This window comes from Mucilaginibacter gossypiicola, from assembly GCF_900110105.1.
GTDB classification, from domain to species: domain Bacteria; phylum Bacteroidota; class Bacteroidia; order Sphingobacteriales; family Sphingobacteriaceae; genus Mucilaginibacter; species Mucilaginibacter gossypiicola.
Genome location: NZ_FOCL01000001.1, coordinates 709,728 through 730,337, shown reverse-complemented (window position 1 = coordinate 730,337; position 20,610 = coordinate 709,728). Strand labels below are relative to the sequence as shown.

11 protein-coding genes are annotated in these 20,610 nt (G+C 44.0%); all 11 read left to right on the top strand.

The window, feature by feature from the left end; genetic code table 11:
- The first annotated feature begins 13 nt into the window (after positions 1 to 13).
- The 11 genes from BMX50_RS02940 (at position 14) to BMX50_RS02890 (ending at position 20,549) form a co-directional block, all read left to right on the top strand.
- Positions 14 to 844, top strand: a complete 831-nt coding sequence (locus BMX50_RS02940; protein ID WP_091207405.1) for an alpha/beta hydrolase — start codon at positions 14 to 16, stop codon at positions 842 to 844.
- 285 nt (positions 845 to 1,129) lie between these two features.
- Positions 1,130 to 2,881, top strand: a complete 1,752-nt coding sequence (locus tag BMX50_RS02935) for a RagB/SusD family nutrient uptake outer membrane protein (RefSeq protein ID WP_091207403.1) — start codon at positions 1,130 to 1,132, stop codon at positions 2,879 to 2,881.
- A 27-nt stretch (positions 2,882 to 2,908) separates the two neighbouring features.
- The gene (locus tag BMX50_RS02930) at positions 2,909 to 3,352 is read left to right on the top strand and encodes a DUF5004 domain-containing protein (RefSeq protein ID WP_091207402.1); all 444 of its coding nucleotides are present in this window, start codon (positions 2,909 to 2,911) and stop codon (positions 3,350 to 3,352) included.
- 24 nt (positions 3,353 to 3,376) lie between these two features.
- Complete coding sequence (locus BMX50_RS02925) at positions 3,377 to 4,384, top strand: DUF4961 domain-containing protein (RefSeq protein ID WP_091207400.1); 1,008 nt, start codon at positions 3,377 to 3,379, stop codon at positions 4,382 to 4,384.
- Positions 4,385 to 4,452: 68 nt separating this feature from the next.
- Positions 4,453 to 7,578 (top strand): SusC/RagA family TonB-linked outer membrane protein, encoded by a 3,126-nt coding sequence (locus BMX50_RS02920; protein ID WP_208864627.1) that lies wholly within the window; start codon positions 4,453 to 4,455, stop codon positions 7,576 to 7,578.
- Between the two features lie 27 nt (positions 7,579 to 7,605).
- Positions 7,606 to 9,312 (top strand): RagB/SusD family nutrient uptake outer membrane protein, encoded by a 1,707-nt coding sequence (locus BMX50_RS02915; RefSeq protein WP_091207399.1) that lies wholly within the window; start codon positions 7,606 to 7,608, stop codon positions 9,310 to 9,312.
- Between the two features lie 40 nt (positions 9,313 to 9,352).
- Positions 9,353 to 12,445 (top strand): SusC/RagA family TonB-linked outer membrane protein, encoded by a 3,093-nt coding sequence (locus BMX50_RS02910; protein ID WP_091207398.1) that lies wholly within the window; start codon positions 9,353 to 9,355, stop codon positions 12,443 to 12,445.
- Positions 12,446 to 12,529: 84 nt separating this feature from the next.
- Entirely contained in the window at positions 12,530 to 13,705 is a 1,176-nt protein-coding gene (locus tag BMX50_RS02905; protein ID WP_091207396.1) for a prolipoprotein diacylglyceryl transferase, read from the top strand.
- Between the two features lie 8 nt (positions 13,706 to 13,713).
- The gene (locus BMX50_RS02900; RefSeq protein WP_091207394.1) at positions 13,714 to 14,904 is read left to right on the top strand and encodes a DUF4185 domain-containing protein; all 1,191 of its coding nucleotides are present in this window, start codon (positions 13,714 to 13,716) and stop codon (positions 14,902 to 14,904) included.
- Between the two features lie 140 nt (positions 14,905 to 15,044).
- Positions 15,045 to 17,321 (top strand): GH92 family glycosyl hydrolase, encoded by a 2,277-nt coding sequence (locus BMX50_RS02895; protein ID WP_091207392.1) that lies wholly within the window; start codon positions 15,045 to 15,047, stop codon positions 17,319 to 17,321.
- Between the two features lie 258 nt (positions 17,322 to 17,579).
- Complete coding sequence (locus tag BMX50_RS02890) at positions 17,580 to 20,549, top strand: discoidin domain-containing protein (RefSeq protein ID WP_091207390.1); 2,970 nt, start codon at positions 17,580 to 17,582, stop codon at positions 20,547 to 20,549.
- Positions 20,550 to 20,610: the final 61 nt, after the last annotated feature.

Sequence of the window (20,610 nt, the reverse complement as noted above, 5' to 3'; positions counted from 1 at the left end):
TCACTATATACAGATGAACATTAAAAAACTATTATTTATTCCGTTATTTACCTGCCTTGCGGTCTGCAGCTTTAAAGCGAATGCTGCAACGGTTGATACGGCGCTTACCCACAGTGCTGCGATGAACAAGGATATCAAGGCAGTAGTAATTAAGCCTTCCGACTACTCGAATACTAAAAAGTTTCCTGTATTGTATCTGCTGCACGGTTTCAGCGGTAACTATAGTGATTGGATCAAAAAAGTGCCGGCAGTTGCCAACCTTGCCGACACCTATCAGTTTATTATAGTTTGTGCCGATGGCGATTTTGCGGGCTGGTATTTTGATAGTCCAACCGTTAAGGAATCACAGTATGAAACCTATGTGGGTACCGAACTGGTAAATTGGGTGGATAAACATTACTCAACTATAACTGATAGGAAGGGGAGGGCCATAACCGGTTTGAGTATGGGTGGGCATGGCGCTTTGTATTTAGCTTTTAAGCATTTAGATAGGTTTGGCGCAGCGGGCAGCATGAGCGGTGCGGTTGATATCAGGCCTTTCCCGGATAGTTTCGGCATTGAACGGGTGCTGGGTAAATACAGCGAACATCCCGACCGATGGGAGCAAAACAGCGTTGTAAACCTGATTTATCTGTTAAAACCAAACTCGCTTGCTATAACATTTGATGTTGGTTATGATGATTTTCTTTACCAGGCCAACCAGGAACTGCATAAAAAGCTGCTTGAGCGCAAGGTTCCTCATGATTATACAGTAAGACCAGGAGCACACACCTGGGAATATTGGGGTAATTCAATCAACTACCAGGCCCTTTTTTTTAGTCGCTTTTTTAACGGCATTAAATAGGGGAGAAGGATACCTTACAAATACAACATTTTCAACCGATTGTAAATGTTGTATTTGTTAAAATCTGAGCAAAGAAATTGCGATTTTGAAAAATATTATAAAATCGAATAAAAAATTTGCTAAATCGTTTTTATAAACTATATTAGTGACAGATTTAAACATCTGAATTATAAACCAATTAATAAATAGCTTTTAAACTTTAGCTCCCGGAGTTATAAACTATAGAATTGCTAAAACGATTTTACGTTTTCTCTGTCGATGCCTGATGTTAACTAACCCTATAGTATGAAAAAACTTTACTTCAAGGTTCTTGCTTATTCGGTTTTGGGCGGCTTTTTCTTTTTTACCTCGTGTAAAAAGGATGGTTTCCTGGGGCAAACTCAAACATCAAACCTAACCGAAAACACCGTATTCACTGATAGTGCCAATACCGTCTCATTTTTAGCCAATATTTACAGTAACGTCGGTTTCAGTGCAGCCGCGGGCAGGTTTACTTACGGGCCGATACTTTCGCCAACCCCTAATGGAGGCATCGATGCCGCTTCAGACGAGGCTGAAGTATCTGCATCAGCGGGCTCAACAGCCCTGGCCTTTGAAACCGGTACCATCAACGCCGCCGTGGTTACCGATGATGCCTATAAAAACTGCTATACCAATATCCGGTCGGTAAACCAGTTGCTTAAAAACCTGCCCCAGGCACCGATCAATAGCTTCGTTAAAACACAAATGAAAGCCGAGGCCCGGTTTTTACGTGCCTGGTATTATTCTATATTGGTAAAGCATTATGGTGGTGTGCATTTGTTGGGCGACAGCATCTATACCTATACTGACAAGATCCCGGCCGGCCGTAATACTTATGCGGATTGTGTGAACTATATCCTTACCGAATGCGATGCAGCCGGGCAAGATCTGCCGACAGCACAATCGGGCGTAAATTACGGCAGGGCTTCAAAAGGGGCTTGTCTGGCTTTAAAATCAAGGGTGTTGCTTTATGCGGCAAGTCCGTTATTTAATGGTCAGTCCATAGGCGAAGGTAAAACGGTTGGCTTAGCAGGTTATCCGGACAGTGATCCTAAACGCTGGCAACTTGCGGAGCAGGCCGCTGCCGCTGTGATATCAACAGGGATGTATAGTTTGAATGTGGACAATGCCACAGCTCCGGGTTTTGGCTTTCAAAAGCTTTTTACCAAGCGCGTAAATACCGAATACATTTTTCAACTGATGCGCCCAACGGGCAATGTTGACCTTGAAAACTTATGGCAGCCGCCAACCCGTACAGGTAAAAATGGCGCGTTCCCTTTACAAGGATTGGTTGATGCCTTCCCCATGAGTAACGGTAAACTAATAACTGATCCCTCATCAGGCTATAACCCCAACGACCCATATGCCAACCGCGACCCACGGTTGAATTACAGCATTATTCATGATCAAACGCCTTTGCAAATCAGGCTTGCATCAGGTACTTCGCCAATAAACATCTTTGTAGGTAAGTACAACGGAAACACTACCGGACCTGATGCCGTGCATGTTGGCACTACTACCGGCTATTACACCAATAAAATGCTTGATCCGGCTGCGGTTGCGAATGATTTTGAGCATCGCACAGATCGCTGCCTGCCGCTGATTCGCTACGCTGAGATCCTGCTCAACTATGCCGAAGCAGCTAATGAATATGAAGGGCCAACAGGAGCGGTTTATTCGGCGGTCGAAGCTATTCGTCAAAGAGAAGGGTTAAATCCTTATCAATTGCCAACCGGGTTAAATCAGACTGAAATGCGTGGGGTGATTCAAAACGAACGCCGTATTGAGCTGGCCTTTGAAGAACACCGTTTCTGGGATGTGCGCCGCTGGAAGATCGCCGATCAAACAGATAATATAACTACTAAAGGCATGGAGGTTGACCGTGATGGCGCTGCGGTAGCATACAAACAGTTTGATGTGCGCAAACGCAATTTTCGTAAAGCGATGTACCTGTGGCCTTTTCCGCAAAGTGAGGTTGCTAAATCGCCCGAACTGATCCAGAATCCAGGCTATTAATTACCCGACAGCATAAATAATATTGATATGAAATATAATTACAAAGCAAAACGGATTTACCTGGCGCTTGTGGCTGTCGTTATGTTGGCGGCAACATCATGTAAAACCGAAAAGATAGTGCCCGGAAGTGAGGCCCCAAAAAATATCGCAGGTAACTGGCGGGTGATTAAGGCTACCCGTAATGGTACCGACTTAACGTCCATTATCGATTTTAGCCAGTTCCGGATCAATTTCACTGATAAGGGTTACTCGCTGGTAAACAAGCTGCCCTTCCTGGTAAGCAAAGATGGCGCTTTCACGCTGGACGATCCGCAGTACCCTTACAAGATCACTTTTACGGCTACTGGCGACAAGCCGGTTTCAACTCCTTTTACCTATCCAATTGTAAATGGTAAAAGGCAGCTCAGCATAACCTTTAGCCCTGGGTGCGCCAACAATACCTATGTGTACGTGCTTGAAAAAGCGAATTAATAAACCAATAGTAACAGATAAATTATGAGATCATATTTACTACATATAAAAGGTAAAAATTTGTGGAAGCTGTGCGCTTTGGTTGTGTTGGGCATTGCCCTGGCCTGCTGCGGCGAGCAGATCACCAGCGTCGATCAGCCTGCTACTGCTACCGTAGGCGCTGTAGTGCCTATAACTGTGCATTGCGATATCCCAACAGCGGGCGATGGTGGTCCAGACTACCTGATCTTCGGTTTCCTGGTACCTAAAGGCTGGAAAGCTGCACAAAATACTACCATAACTTATACCAGTAAACAAGGCAACGGCAATATGACACTAATCCCTGACGGTACTTTGCCTAAAAATGGTGGTGGGCTTACCTGGCCGGCTTATATGAAAAAAATGTTCGGCAATGGCGGCAATCTTATTGATGATGTAGAGTGGGTGGCTTACCAAACAGATAAAGCCTATAGTCATACCGGCGGAGTTGAGTTTATTGTTGACTTAAATATCAAAACAAAAGTAGGAGCCGATAATAATAACATGCTGGTAAAACTGGGCTATACCATAACAGATAGCGGTAACGGCTTTACGAGCGATGGTAACGGTACTTATTACAGCGTGCTGACCGGTATGAATTGCTTTGAAGTAACCGGCGGCACGGGCGACCTGGTTGACTTTTGTAACCCGCAACTTACAACCATTGATCCGCCAAAATCACTTGATAACGATTTCGTGACCCTCACCTTTGATGGTACTGTTACCGACACTCATTTAAAGGGGGAAAGCGAGGTTTACTTGTGCGCAACTGCTTATACCAGCGATGGTAAAACCATAATTGTTTGTGAGCAAACCACTAAAACTATGCTCAAACAAACTACAGCTACCAGTAAAAAGTATCAGCTTACATTTTGGCCACGATCATTCTTTAACGTAGGGGATACGCAAACCATTACAAGAATGGAGTACTACCTAACCGATAAAACGGGTAAAACGAAGGTTGGCTACGGTAATACCGATGCCCCGTTCACTTACACCTTTAAGTGTGGTTAACCGATAGATAAACAAAACAGCGGATGCATTTAACCAATGTGTATTTGCTAAAACGATATTTAAACCTATTGCCAACAATTTTAAACCTGAAAGATATGGCTTATTGCTACATAAAGAGATGCTTAACAGGTATCACACTGTTGTTATTGATGCTGGCCACGGCCGGTTATGCAGTGGCACAGCAGGATACTACCGCCGTGGTGCCTGCACAACCCGGTCAGGCAAGCGGTATCGTACTTGATGAGTACGGCAACCCGTTGCCGGGCGTTAGGGTAACCAATAAAGGAAAAAACAGCACCCAAACTACCGGTAAAGACGGCGCTTTCACTATTAACGCTACCAGAGGCGATGTGCTGGTATTTGCCGCCGCAAATTATAACGCCCGTCAGGTTGCCGTGAAAAACACTACAGGTATTAGGGTAAGGCTTTTAGATACTTATATACAGAAGCCCAAAACCATCAATGTACTTTATGATACCGTTAGCACAACAAAAAGTGTAGGTGCCGTATCAACTATTTATACCAATCAGCTTACTACAACACCTTCTACTTTATACACTTACGCATTACCCGGACAGCTCCCAGGCTTATATACCCAGCAGTATAGTGGTTTTGCTTCGCCTCAAACCGGCGTACAAACAGTAAACGATTTTATTGGCGCGGTGGTGCAGCACAATAACTATTCGGCTAATGATAATAGCGAGTTTGGGCTGTTTTTAAGAGGACAGGCACCGGTAACCATTATCGATGGTGTTCAGCGTGAGATAGCTTCGCTTGATCCTGAAAGTATTGAGTCCGTTTCAGTTTTAAAAGATGCGCTCTCAAATATTATGCTGGGGATCAATAGTTCGCGCGGAACATTGCTGATCACCACCAAACGCGGACAAGCCGGTACGCCTCATATTTCGTTCACGGCGCAAACCGGTATTCAGCAACCTTTGGGTTTACCTAACCCGCTGCCCGCTTATCAGTATGCTTATTTATATAACGAAGCTTTGCAGAATGATGGTAAGCCTGCTCTTTATAATGCTGCTGATTTTAATGCTTACCGCAACCATACCGATCCTGTAAGGCATCCGGATATCAATTGGTTCAAAACCATATTACGCGATAACTCGCTCATGACCAGTTATAAGCTTAATGTAAATGGTGGTACACAGGTAGCGCGTTATAGTGTTTCATTAAATTATCTCGATCAGGCAGGGATGTTTCGCCAGGATCCTTCTGTAGCTTATAATACCAATAACGACCTTAACCGTTATATCATCAATTCTGATCTGGCTGTTAACGTTACCAAAAAGTTTACCGTCGATCTGCAATTGTTTGGCCGCGTTCAGCAAAGCACACAACCGGGAGCAGGTTATGGAAACATATTGAGCACACTTTATAGCCTGCCAAATAATGCTTATCCATTATACAACCCAAACAAATCATTTGGTGGTACAACTACTTATACCAATAACCTGCTTTCGCAAACCGAGTTTTCTGGCTATCAGCGCACCAACAGTAATGACGTACTCGCCAACCTCGACCTCAATTATAACCTGAATAGTATTACTCCGGGTTTATCGGCAAAAGCAAAGGGGAATCTTGCTTTTTCATCGCAAAGCTTCTTAAACCGCTCGTTACAGAACAATGCTTATTCCTTTAATGCGGATAGCTCTTATTCAGCGGTAGGATCATCGGTTGCGCAAAGCAATTCATATAGTACCGTATCAAGCGCCCGCTATTCATTTGCCCAGGCATCGGTTAATTACGACAGGACTTTCGGTAAAAGCAATTTTACAGGTATGGCTTTGTATGATGTGCGCTCGGTAGTGTTAAACTATGACCTTTCGCAGGTAACAACAAACCGCGCTCTAAAAGCTGGTTATAACTATGACGGTAAGTACTTTATTGAGGCTGCCGCCAACAGCAGTGGTTATAACCGTTATCCTCCCGGTAATCAATACGGGTTGTTTTATGCAGGCGGTATTGGATGGCAAATGGGGAAAGAAGGTTTTATCAAGGATAATTTCAGCTGGATCAACTCATGGAAATGGCGCGCCACCTATGGTAAAACCGGCAACAACAACGTAGATAATTACGGTTATTATAATTTTTTACAAACCTACGGTGCTACAAACGGCTATTCGTATAGTACAGGTACCTCAAAAAGCCCGGTACAGGGGTTTTATGAAAATACGCTGGCTAACCCTTACATCCGCTGGGAGAAAGCCCGTAAGCTGGACATTGGTACAGATATTTCACTGTTTAATGACCATTTCAATATTACCGCTGATGTTTACCGGGACAGGTATTACGATCTGTTGCAGGTTAGGGGAAACAGTATTGCTTTGTTAGGTACTTCATATCCTTACGAAAATTTAGGTATTAATCTTTACAAAGGCGCTGAGCTTACTTTAACCTATCAAAATCATATTCAAAACTTTAATTATTTTATCTCAGGTAACGCTTCTATCCAATCGTCTAAAATTATTTTTAGCGATGAGGAACCATATCCTTATCCCTGGATGAGGCATACTGGTCGTTCAACTACAGCTATTTACGGTTACACTGCCATTGGTTATTTCAAAGATGCTCAGGATGCAGCCGCCAGCGCAACAACTACCGGCTACACGGCACAAGCGGGTGACGTAAAATACAAAGACCTTAACGGCGATCATATCATTAACCAGTTTGATGTTTCGGCCATTGGCGGCAACCGGCCTCTGGTTTATTACGGCTTTTCCGGAGGTTTCAATTATAAAGGTTTTAGCTTGAGCTTCCTGTTGCAGGGGGTAACCAACCGCGAGCTGATGTTCAACAATTCGCAGGTGAATGGTTTTGCCGGGGTGGGGTTCCTGGGGCTTACTTACAGTGGCCAGGGATACGAGACCATTTTAGGTCGCTGGACACCTGAAACAGCCGCCACAGCTACCGCGCCGAGGTTATCTCTTGGTAATGCCAATAACACTGCCAATTCAACACTGTATTTGCGCAAAGGCAATTATGTAAGGCTTAAAAATGCTGAGTTAGGCTATAATCTGCCTTATGAATGGGCGCACAAACTCAGGCTCTCTGGCTTGAGGGTATTTGTAAATGGCGAAAACCTGTATACACTCTACGGCTACAAAGATTTCGATCCGGAAGTATATGGCACTGCTTACCCGATTCAAAGGGTGATAAATGCCGGTGTTAACATTAAGCTTTGATTTTGGCCACCATAAAATATCACGATCATGAAGAATTTCAATAAAATAATTTTAGCGGCCGCCGGCATCATCACCTTAATGGCAGGTTGTAAAAAGTACGAGCAATTCCCGGTTGATAAGGTGACCATTAACTACGTATTTGATAAAAAGGATTCGTTGGGAACTAATGCTCAGATGTTCCTGTACGGGATTTACGCATCATTACAAAATGGCCATAGCAGGATAGGAGGTGATTACCTTGATGCTGCGAGTGACGATGCCATATCATCGGCTGCAGGCGCGTCAAACGAGGTTACCGTACTGTCAACGGCGGCTTATAACTCTTACACTGTTCCTACTGACGAAAACCTTTGGGCCTATTATTACGCCGGTATTCGCAAGGCAAACGAGTTTGTAACCAATATTGATGTGGTACCAGTAATGGCTAAATACAATGGTTACTCCATGAAATATGTATGGAAAGATGAAGCCCGCTTTTTAAGGGCACTGTATTACTTTGAGTTGGTTAAACGCTATGGCGGCGTACCATTATTGGGCAATAAAGTATTTACCATAACTGATGATGTATCCCTGCCCCGAAATTCATTTGCCGATTGTATCAAATACATTGTAAGTGAATGCGATGCTATCAAAGACACACTGATGACCGCTCCGTTGAGCAACCCTAATGCCGACTATCACCGCCCAACTAAAGGTGCGGCCATGGCTTTAAAAGCAAAGGTGCTACTGTACGCGGCAAGCCCTTTGTTTAACGGGCAAAATATTGATGCCTCAAATCCGCTGACTGGTTATACCGATTTCAACGCCGATAGATGGGCGCAGGCCGCCGCTGCTGAAAAAGCAGTAATGGATCTGAACGTTTATTCGTTACTACCCAGTTTCAAAGATGTATTCCTGACCCAAAATAGTTCGGAAAATATCTTTATTCGCCAAACTGATAATTCATCATCGATAGAAACCACCAACGGGCCGATAGGCTTTACAGGGGCGGTAGGTAAAGGGCAAACCAGTCCAACCCAGCAATTGGTTGATGCCTTCCCGATGCAAAACGGTTTGGCTATTACCGATCCCGCATCAGGTTATAACCCCGACAACCCTTACGTAAACCGTGATCCCCGCTTAACATACACTGTGCTTTACAACGGTACAAGATGGCTTAACTCCGATCTGCAATTGTTTGAAGGTGGCATCAGCAAACCTAACGGCTCGTTACAGCAAACCAAAACCGGTTACTACATGCGCAAGTTCATGGGCAACTTCGAAAATACCAATGCCTACGCAGCCCACGTGATCGACTGGCAGATACTCCGCTATGCTGATGTGGTTTTAGGTTATGCTGAAGCACTCAATGAGTCGGCAGGGGCCACTGCTGATGTTTATAACGCGGTGATCAGCATCCGGAAACGTGCGGGGATTGATGCGGGTACCGGTAATTATGGACTTAAAGCCGGCATGACTAAAGACGAGATGCGCGCCATCATTCAAAATGAACGCCGTTTGGAAATGGCTTTTGAAGAGAACCGCTACTTTGATATCCGCCGCTGGAAAATTGCCGGCACCGTGATGAACCAGCCCCAAAAGGGGATGAGCATTGTGAAGATAGGTTCAAGCCTCACTTATAATGTGGTGAATGCGCTCACGACCAAATTCGAATCGCCTAAGATGTACCTGTACCCGATACCTTATGACGAGGTTTTGAAAAATCCGAATATGAAACAAAATCCAGGATGGTAATCTCAAAACCGATTCAGTTAAATCAAAAAAATTAAGCTTTATGAGAAAAATAATACTTTTCTTCCAGATATTAATGATCCTGCTCCCGGCAGTGTCATTTGCGCAAAGCCGAACCATAACAGGTACTGTGCGCGATATTACCGGGGTATTGCCGGGGGTATCGGTTATTGAAAAAGGCGTTGCCAATAACGGCGCCATTACAGATCAGAGCGGTAAATTCAGGCTTGTTCCGAAGGGCAAATCAAATACCATTATTGTGCGTTTTATCGGTTACATCCCGCGTGAACTCCGCGTATCAGAAACCGGCCGGATGGATATCATCCTGCAAACCAACACCAATGGTTTAGATGAGGTTGCTGTCGTAGCCTACGGAACAAGAAAGCGTATTACCAATACCGGCGCTGTAAGCTCTATTTCGGCCAGCGAGATTCGCACCGTACCCACCGCTAACGTGCAAAATGCTTTAACCGGTAAATTGCCTGGCTTCTTTTCACAACAAGCTTCGGGTCAGCCAGGTAAAGATGCTTCAGACTTTTATATCCGTGGTGTAAGTTCGTTGAACCCATCAGGTAACCAGCCGCTCATTATTGTGGATGATATCGAGTACAGCTATGACCAGTTGCAACAGATTAACGTAAATGAGATAGAAAGTATCTCCATTTTGAAGGATGCGTCAACTTCTGCTATTTATGGTATTAAAGGGGCCAACGGTGTATTGGTGGTTACCACACGCCGTGGTAAGGCCGGTACACCTAAAGTAAACCTGCGTGTTGAAAGCGGCATACAGCAGCCAACCAAAACACCGCAGTTTTTAGATTCATACAATACCGCAGTACTCATCAACGAGGCGCAGCATAATGACGGCATCCCGCTTAGCTTTACCCAGCAAGATCTCGATCTATTTAAAAACGGATCTGACCCGTATGGGCACCCCAATGTTGACTGGTACAACAAGATTTTTAAGAAATACACTTACCAAACCAACGCTAACCTGGATATTTCCGGTGGAACCACAGGGGTGAAATATTTCATCTCGGGTGGCGCGTTAAACCAAAATGGTTTAGTGCGTGATTTTGCCGATCCGCAAAGTTTGGTGAATACCAATTATTATTTCAAACGCTACAATTTTCGTTCAAATCTCGATCTGAAAGCAAATAAAACGCTTGATTTACGATTGGATATTACCACTCGTTTCTCCGATTTAAACCAGCCTTACAACGAGAATGCTGTTAGTGAAGTGTACAATTTTACCAAGGAAACACCTTTTACCGCGCCGTATCTAAATCCTAACGGAAGCTATTCATACGCTTATTCATCTTTTAACCCAGATCACCTGCCAACGCTTAATGCAAGGCTGGCTACCGGAGGTTATCAGCACTCGCGCCGTACCGATTTTAACGTGCTTTTTGGCGCTACCCAACGATTGGATGATTTGACCAATGGGCTTTCGGTAACAGGTAGGGTGGCATATTCCAGTATAGAGCAGTTTACTAAGCAGATTTTTAACGGCGGGATTCCTGCATATCATTACGACCCTACAACTAACCAATACTCATTAAGACCGGGTGCTACTTATGTTTACCAAACTTATGCATTAACAGGAAGCACAGATATCAGCACTAATAATTATAACCTTCAGCTTTACGCTAATTACGACAGGACATTCCGTGGTTCACACCATTTTTCTGGATTGTTATTGTTTAACCAAACTTCACAAACCTATTTTACTTATCCATTGTTGGATGGAGCACAGGTGGGTGTTCCACAGAAATTCCGCGGTGTATCGGGTAAGGTTGGGTATGATTTTAAGCAGAAGTTTCTGTTTGATTTTAACGTAGCCTATAACGGTACCGACCGCTTTGCCGCAAATCACCGCTTTGGTATTTTCCCGGCTGTAAGCTTTGGTTACAATATTGCAAAAGAGTCTTTTTTTGAAAAAGCTATGCCGGTTTTCAGCCTCCTGAAACTGAGGGGAAGTTACGGTTTGGTTGGTTCGGATGCTGCACCGGGTAACCGTTATGTGTACAATCAGGTTTATAACCAGGGTGGCGGTTATAACTTTGGCGAAACCGCACAGGGCTATACAACCATTTCTGAAGGATCATTAGGCAACCCAACCGTTGTATGGGAACGTGCCAAAAAGATAGATATCGGTTTGGATGCCAACTTATTTAACGATAAGATCTCCATCACTGCCGATTACTTCCATGATATCCGCTACAACCAACTGATTACTCCGGGTAGCGTGCCCGAAATATTGGGCGTTGGCTTGCCCGCGGTAAATATCGGTAAAACCCGTAACCAGGGCCTCGATGGGCAGATCAGCTACCACAGTACCCTTGGCAAAGTACAGTATAATGTGGGCTTCGTGTTCTCGTATGCTAAGAATAAGATCCTTTTTGAAGATGAGGCTACGCCGGCTTATCCATGGCTTGCACAAACCGGCCATTCTATCGGCCAGCAATATGGTTATCATTTTATGGGATACTATACCGCTGCTGATATTGCCGCAATTAACTCAGGAAGCAAATCGGTTCCGGTGCCTGATAACGGTATCCCGCTGCAGCCGGGCGATCTGAAATACCAGGATTTGAATGGCGATGGTGTCATCAACGTATTTGATAAAAGACCAATCGGTAATCCCAACCTGCCAAATACTATACTTGGCCTGTCGTTACAGGCAGTTTACAAAGGTTTTAGTGTGAGCGTGCTTTTGCAGGGATCATTCAACTACAGTTTTGCAGTTATTGGTACAGGTATCGAACCATTCCAAAGCCAGTTTCAACCCATACACCAGGAACGCTGGACACCCGAAAATCCGGTTAATGCAGCTTTCCCGAGGCTAACCACTAACCCAACTTCGGTAAATAGTCCTACAGCTTATTTCTCTGATTACTGGTTACTGAACGCGCATTATGTTCGTTTAAAAACTGTTGATATCGGTTACCAGCTGCCAACTAAACTGCTGCCGTTCAAGATCAATAACGCCCGTATCTACATGAGCGCATATAACCTGCTTACGTTTGACAACTATAAGAAATATCAGCAGGACCCGGAAATTGCTACTAATACGGCGGGCGATGCATACATTAACCAAAGGGTGATTAATCTGGGTATCCAGGCGGGCTTTTAATAATCAATACATAAACCACAAAGGAGGCCGCTGCTCCGGCATCGGTGCTCTTTTTGTTTTGGCAGATAAACTTTAATTTAGGATATGTTTCCAACCATCGGCGATCTGATATTTTACCTGTTCCATATGCGGATCGGGTTTCCTATCCAAACGCTTGGTTTTTTTATGGCGCTTGCCTTTTTATTTGCCTACATAGTTTTTACCTCCGAATTTAAACGCTATGAAGCCATTGGCAAAATCAACGCGTTTAAGCGCAAGGTGATTGTAGGAAAGCCTGCTTCGGCTGCTGAAATGACCATTAATTTTTTGCCGGGTTTTTTATTCGGATTTAAGCTTTTTGGCGCTGTTTTTAACTACGCTATTTTCGCAGCAAATCCCAGGGCTTACATTCTCTCATTTCAGGGAAACCTAACTGCCGGAATCCTGATCGGCGGGGCGTTTGCTTTCTGGATCTATAACGACCGGAAAAAATTCGCGCTGCCAAAACCGCAAACAACTGAATATAGTGTCCATCCTTATCAATTGATGGGGTTGATTGTTTTCAGTGTTGGCTTTTTCGGATTTATCGGTGCCAAGCTGTTTGATATTGTGGAGCATTTTGGCCGTTTGAAGTATGACCCTTTGGGTACCATATTTTCAGCAAATGGGTTTGCTTATTACGGCGGATTGATCTTCGGCGCGCTAACTTATCTCTACATTGGTAACAGGCATCATATGAAGTTGGTCCATCTTGCAGATATCGGTTCGCCGGGCATGATGCTGGCTTATGGTATTGGTCGCATTGGATGCCAGCTTTCAGGCGATGGCGATTGGGGGAAGGTTAATATGCACTTAAAACCCGGTATGTTGAACTGGTTGCCTGATTGGATGTGGGCGTTTAATTATCCGCATAACGCCATAAACTCAGGTATGCCGATACCGGGGTGTATCGGTAATTATTGTAACCAACTGGCTAACCTGGTTTATCCTACACCGTTTTATGAAGCTACATTGTGTATTGGCATGTTTATCCTGATGTGGGCTTTTCGTAAACGTATAGTTACACCCGGCTTTATGTTTTTCCTGTACCTTGTGCTTAATGGTACCGAGCGCTTTTTGATAGAGCAGATCCGCATAAATCCGGTGTATCATTTTTTAGGCTTACCGTTTACACAGGCGGGCTTAATTGGCTTTTTAATGCTATTGGGCGGATTAACAGGTTTTGCTACCCTGATTATTAAACATAGAACCCATCAGCACAAACATTTACCTGTATTATAAATATCGAAATGAAAAAAAACACCCTTGCTTGTTTAGCTTTTTTGAGCCTGACCTTAACAAACAAAACCTTTGCTCAAAAGGCAGATACAGTTGATGTAACCAATATTAAATTTAAAGTTGAGGCCGCTCCAGAATGGTCGGCTTTGTTAAAACGTGATTCGGGCTGGTTTGGTGGCGATGGTATTTATACCATTCCTTTAAATGGCAGGGAAACCGGCCAGGCAAAAGCCAATGATAAAGTGCTTTTTATTTTTAGCGACAGCATGATTGGTGCGGTGCGTGACAATACCACGGCTCCCGGAGCGGTAATGATCCATAATGCGGTAGCCGAATTAAAAGGCAATGAGCCCTTGGATAAGCAGATGAAATTTTATTGGGATAAGAATGCCAAAGGCGAACCCGAGTCGGTTTTTATCCCACATACACCTAACACCGGCCCTACAGATTACTACTGGCTTGGCGATGGCTTTGTTAACCAGGCGCTGAATAACAATATCTACATTTTTGGGTACCGGGTTCATAATGTAAGCAATGAGGCGTTTGGTTTCAGAGAGGTTGGTAATACGTTGATCAAGATCCCGACAAACAGCAAACCGCCTTACAAAGACCTCAAGCAAATGGATACGCCGTTTTACCTGATGGACAAAAAGGGAGAAAGTGGTTCGTTTGGTGCGGGAATCTATGTAAATACTAAAGAGGCCGGTGCGCCCAAGCCCGATGGATATATTTATGTTTACGGGGTGAGGGGTATGGCCAAACACATGATGGTTGCCCGTGTTTTACCCAAAGATTTTGAAAATTACAGTAAGTGGACTTTCTACGACGGAAAAGCCTGGGTAAGCGATATGGAACAGGTTGCTAATGTAACCAGCAGCGTATCAAATGAGTTAAGCTTCAGTCCGTTGCCCGATGGCCGTTATGCCTTGATATTCCAGGTAGGGGGGATGACTACATCTGTAGGCATGCGGATAGGGGCAAGCCCAGTTGGTCCTTTCGGCCCGATCATTAAATTATGGGATTGCAAACCGGATTTGACTGCCAAAACCTTTGTGGTTTATAATGCCAAAGCCCATCCAAGCCTATCAAAGCCCGGTGAATTGCTGATCAGTTACAACATTAATTCCGTTGATTTTTTAAACGACCTGAAGAAATATCCCAACCTGTACAGGCCAAGGTTTATCAGGGTAAAGTTTGAATAGCCAATATTTTAAATGAGCTTTCAGGGAGATTCTTTCTGCTGTAATCTTATTTAAAATGTTATTTTGCTAAATCGATTTAATTGTTAAATTTGTTCGTGACGATTTCTTCAATCACCAAGCCCTGATACCATTATAAACCAATGAAAATACGTTCGCTTGTTTGCGCTGCTGCGCTTATTTATACCGGAAACCTATTTGCACAGGAGACTAATCTTGTAAAGTATGTGAATACCCGTCAGGGTACCAATACCAAATATGAGTTTTCATACGGTAATACTTACCCTGCTACCTCGCTACCCTTCGGCATGAACACCTGGACTGCGCAGACAGGTAAAAATGGCGATGGCTGGAAGTATCAGTATTTTGAGCATACTATTCGCGGTTTTCAGCAATCACATCAATGCAGTTCATGGGTGAATGATTACGCGGTGTTTTCACTGATGCCAGTTACCGGTAAATTGGTTGTCAATGAAGATGAAAGGGCGGCATCATTTAGTCATGATAACGAGATAGCGCAACCAAGTTATTACAAGGTAAAGCTTGATAACAATATCACCACCGAAATGTCGCCCACCGAAAGGGGCGCGCATTTACGGTTTTCTTTTCCGAAAGGTAAGGCCTCATACCTTGTGTTGGATGGTTACACCAAAATGAGTGAAGTGAAGATCATTCCTGCCGAGCGCAAAATAACAGGCTATGTGAACAATTGTCGCTGGGCTCCCAAAGATTTCAGAAATTACTTTGTTATCATTTTTGATAAGCCGTTTGTCAATTATGGCACCTGGGAAAATAAAAAGAATACCCTTGTCGCAAAAAATCAAACTGCAGAGGGAGAGGGTGTTGGAGCGTATATTCAATTTAAAGATGGCGAAACTGTGCAGGCTAAAGTAGCCTCGTCTTATATCAGTCCCGAACAAGCGGAGCTTACGCTGAATACCGAATTGGGCAGGTTTAAATCATTTGACGATACCCATAAAGCAGCAGACAAGGTATGGAACCAGTTGCTTGGCCGTATGGCCGTTGAGGGCGGTACTGAAGATCAAAAGGCTACATTTTATTCCTGTATGTACCATGCTAACCTGTTTTCGCACCAGTTTTTTGAGTATGGAAAAGATGGTAAGCCATACTATTACAGCCCTTATGATGGTAAAATTCATGATGGTTATATGTATACCGATAATGGTTTTTGGGATACCTTCCGCGCCCAGTTTCCTTTGAATACAGTATTGCATCCTAAAATGGAGGGGCAGTTGGTACAGGCGCTGCTTGATGCACAACAGCAGTGTGGCTGGCTTCCCGCGTGGTCATTCCCGGCTGAAACCGGTGGCATGTTGGGGAACCATTCTATATCCTTGTTGGCGGATGCATGGGTAAAAGGCATCCGCACTTTTGACCCTAAAAAGGCTCTGGAAGCTTACTATCACGAAGCAACAAACAAAGGCCCATGGGGTAGTGCTAACGGTCGCCCGGGTTGGAAAGAATATTATACCAATGGCTATGTGCCATTTACGCCGCAAACTCTTGGTTCAACCGCCTGGACACTAGAGTTTGCTTATGACGATTTTTGTGGCTACCAATTAGCTAAGCTTACCGGCAATAAATTTTATGAGGAGGTTTTTGCAAGGCAGATGTACAACTACAAAAATCTGTTCGACACCAAAACTCGGTTTATGCGCTCGAAAGATGCACAGGGTAACTGGATTGAGCCTTTTGACCCGATGGATTGGGGCGGCCCTTACACCGAAGGCAATGCCTGGCACTGGACCTGGTCGGTTTTTCATGATACGCAAGGGCTCATCAACCTGATGGGCGGCGAGAAGAATTTTACCGCCAAGATAGATTCGGTATTTACAGAGCCTGGAACCATCAAAGTAGGAGGGTACGGCCAGGTAATCCACGAAATGACAGAAATGGCCGAATTTAAAATGGGACAATATGCCCAGGGCAACGAGCCTATTCACCATTTGCTTTACATGTACAACTACGCTGGTCAACCCTGGAAAGCCCAGCAACATCTGCGCGATGTGATGGATAAAATGTATAACGCCGGTGAAAACGGTTACCCCGGTGATGAGGATGAAGGCCAAATGTCGTCATGGTTTGTGCTGAGTGCCGCCGGTTTCTACAGCGTTTGTCCCGGTACCGATCAATATGTGATTGGTAGTCCACTGTTTAAAAAGATGACTATTGCTTTGGAAAATGGCAAAAAGTTCGTGATTGAGGCTAATAATAACAGCAAGGAGAATGTGTATATTCAATCGGCTACACTTAATGGCAAACCATATACCCATAACTGGATTACCCAGGCGGATATCATGAACGGAGGTGTATTGCATTTTGAAATGGGGGATAAGCCGGCTACAAACCGCGGGATAGCGCCTGAAGACAGGCCGTTTTCGCTTTCGAAGGCACAATAAACTATCTAAATTAGGTGCAAAGGCACTGTCACCCTGAGCTTGTCGAAGGGCGCGCAGAGGCCCAACTCAACATGCTTCGACAGGCTCAGCATGACACCTATTGTTAATTTTGTTATAGGTAGGAACGAAGCATCTTCTTCGCCCTGTATAGCGACTTTGCTTATCGAAGAAGATCCTTCGCTCCGCTCAGGATGACAAAGAATGTCTAATCGAATACAAGGACATGAAAGTTATTTTAATACTTACTAAAACGATTTTATGATCAATATTTACAAAATAAAAAAGTCAATTCTGTTATTTACTTCGGTGATAATGATGGTCAATAAAACATCAGCGCAGGAAATATTTTACCTAAACAACACCAACAAACAAATAACCTGGAAAGTAAAAGCACAAGCCGATCTGGGAGCCGATAGCCTCGACATCTACAAAAATAACTATGCAGCTACAGATTGGGTAAAGGCTATTGTTCCTGGCACTGTATTCTCTTCATACGTAGCTGCAGGTTTAGAAAAGGATCCCAATTTTGCTGATAATATCTACAAGGTTGATAAAAAGAAATACGATCGTAGTTTCTGGTACCGTACGGAGTTTAATGTTCCCGCTAATTTTACCAAACAAAAGATCTGGCTCAACTTTAAGGGTATAAACCGCAAAGCCGAGATCTACCTTAACGGAAAAAAGATAGGCAGTTTAGATGGTTTTATGCAGCGCGGGATGTATGATATAACCAAAATGGTTAATAAAAACAGTGCCAATACATTGGCTGTTTTGGTTTATTGTCCACTAAACCCTTTAGTAAATTATGCCAGTCCAACCTATATTCCCAGCGCCAGTTGGGATTGGATGCCTTACGTTCCAGGCCTTAATAGCGGCATCACTGATGATGTATACCTGACCAATACCGGAAGCCTTACCATCAATGATCCCTGGATTCGCACAGAAGTGCCTACCACAGCTCGTGCCGAAGTATCTGTTTCACTTGGGGTGAAAAATAGTACTGACGGTTTTCAAACAGGTGTGTTAACAGGCGTTATTAATCCGGGAAATATTCAGTTTACCCAGAAAGTATTTGTTGGGGCTAACAGTAATGCCGAGATCCGGATCGACCCTAAACATTTTTCGCAATTGATAATAAACGGCCCCAGGCTCTGGTGGCCGAATGGCTACGGCGAAGCCAACCTGTACACTTGTAACTTAAGCCTGAAGCTTGGTGATGAAGTTTCTGATAGCAAACAGATTAAATTTGGCATTAAAAAGTACAGCTACGATACCGTTGGTCATGTTTTGCATTTGTATGTGAACGGCACCAAAGTATTTTTAAAAGGTGGTAACTGGGGCATGGCCGAATATATGCTGCGTTGCCGTGGAGATGAGTATGACACCAAGGTACGTTTACACAAAGAGATGAACTTTAACATCATTCGTAACTGGATTGGATCAACAACGGATGAAGAGTTTTATGATGCCTGCGACAAATACGGTATGATGGTTTGGGATGATTTCTGGCTTAATTCTATCCCTAATTTGCCTAATGATGTAAATACGTTTAACGCCAATGCCATCGAAAAAATAAAACGGTTCAGGAATCACCCTTCAATTGCCATTTGGTGCGGTGATAATGAGGGTGAACCTTTGCCGCCGCTTAATAACTGGCTTCGTGAAGATATCAGCGCTTATGATGGGAATGACAGGTATTATCAACCCAATTCGCACGCAGGTAACCTGACCGGCAGCGGCCCGTGGACTAACTTTGATCCGCGCTGGTACTTTAGCCGTTTTCCCAATGGTTTTGGTGGTAACCAGGGTTGGGGCTTACGTAGTGAGATTGGCACTGCGGTATTTACCAATTTCGATAGCTTTAAGAAGTTTATGCCTAAGGATAAATGGTGGCCCCGCAATGAGATGTGGAACCTGCATTTCTTCGGCCCGTCGGCAGGTAATGCCGGGCCCGACAGGTATGATGATGGTATTAAAAACCGATATGGAGCAGCTTCGGGTATTGAGGATTATTGCCGTAAAGCTCAATTGTTAAACATCGAAACTAACAAAGCCATGTACGAAGGCTGGGAAGATAACATTTGGGAGGATGCTTCGGGTATCATGACCTGGATGAGCCAGTCGGCATACCCCTCACTGGTGTGGCAGACTTATGATTATTACTATGACCTTACCGGTGCTTACTGGGGAGCTAAAAAAGCCTGTGAACCATTACACATTCAATGGAACCCGGTAAACAATGCCATTAAAGTGATCAATACTACCCGTAATGATGAAAATGAATTGACCGCCTACGCGGATGTTTACAATAGCGACGGACAAATTGTAAAGCAATATAGCTTGGCAAAAACCATCGACGCGCCATCAAATACAGCCCTAAACTGCTTTACAATGGCTTTCGCCGATAACCGCGAAAATCTGGCACTTAACAAGCCTGCTTTTGCGTCATCAACTACTATGGGCGAAGCAGGTTCTGTAACTGATGGTAATTCGGGCAGCCGGTGGGCAAGTAATTCAACTGACGCGGAATGGATCTATGTTGATCTTGGCAAGGAGCAAGAGATAAACGGTGCTAAATTGAATTGGGAAGAGGCTTATGGTAAAGCTTTCAAAATCCAGGTATCTGATGATGCTAAAACCTGGAAAGATGTTTATGAAAGCGGAGATGGTCATGTCGGCGTTCAGCAAATCACCTTCGATGAGGTAAAAGGCCGCTACGTGCGCATGTATGGGCTACAGCGTGGTTCGGGCTGGGGATACTCGCTTTGGGATTTTGAGGTGTACGGTGGTGCCCCCCAAAGCAGCGGCCTTACTGATGTTCATTTCATTAAACTGAAATTGGTAGATAAGAACGGAAAACTGATATCGGATAATTTTTACTGGAGAGGTAATAAACGGACAGATTTTACCGCCCTTAATCAACTGCCAAAAGTAAACCTGAAAGTATCATCGGTGATAAAACAAATTAATAGCAGGTACTATGTAGATGCTAAGATCAGTAACCCATCATCATCAAAGGCGGTTGCTTTTGCCATTCGTGTACAAGCTACCAAAGCAAGTACCGGCGAACAAGTTTTACCTGCTATCATGAATGATAATTACTTTTCACTCATGAGAGGCGAATCAAAAGATATAAGGATAGAATTTGACGCAGCATTGTTGGGTAAGGATCATGTTAAATTATTGGTGCAGCCCTACAATGATCCGGTAATGGCACAAAATAAATAATAAGCTTTGGGTACATTGAAGTTTTAAGCTAATTTACCGGTCCAATTAATATACAAACCTG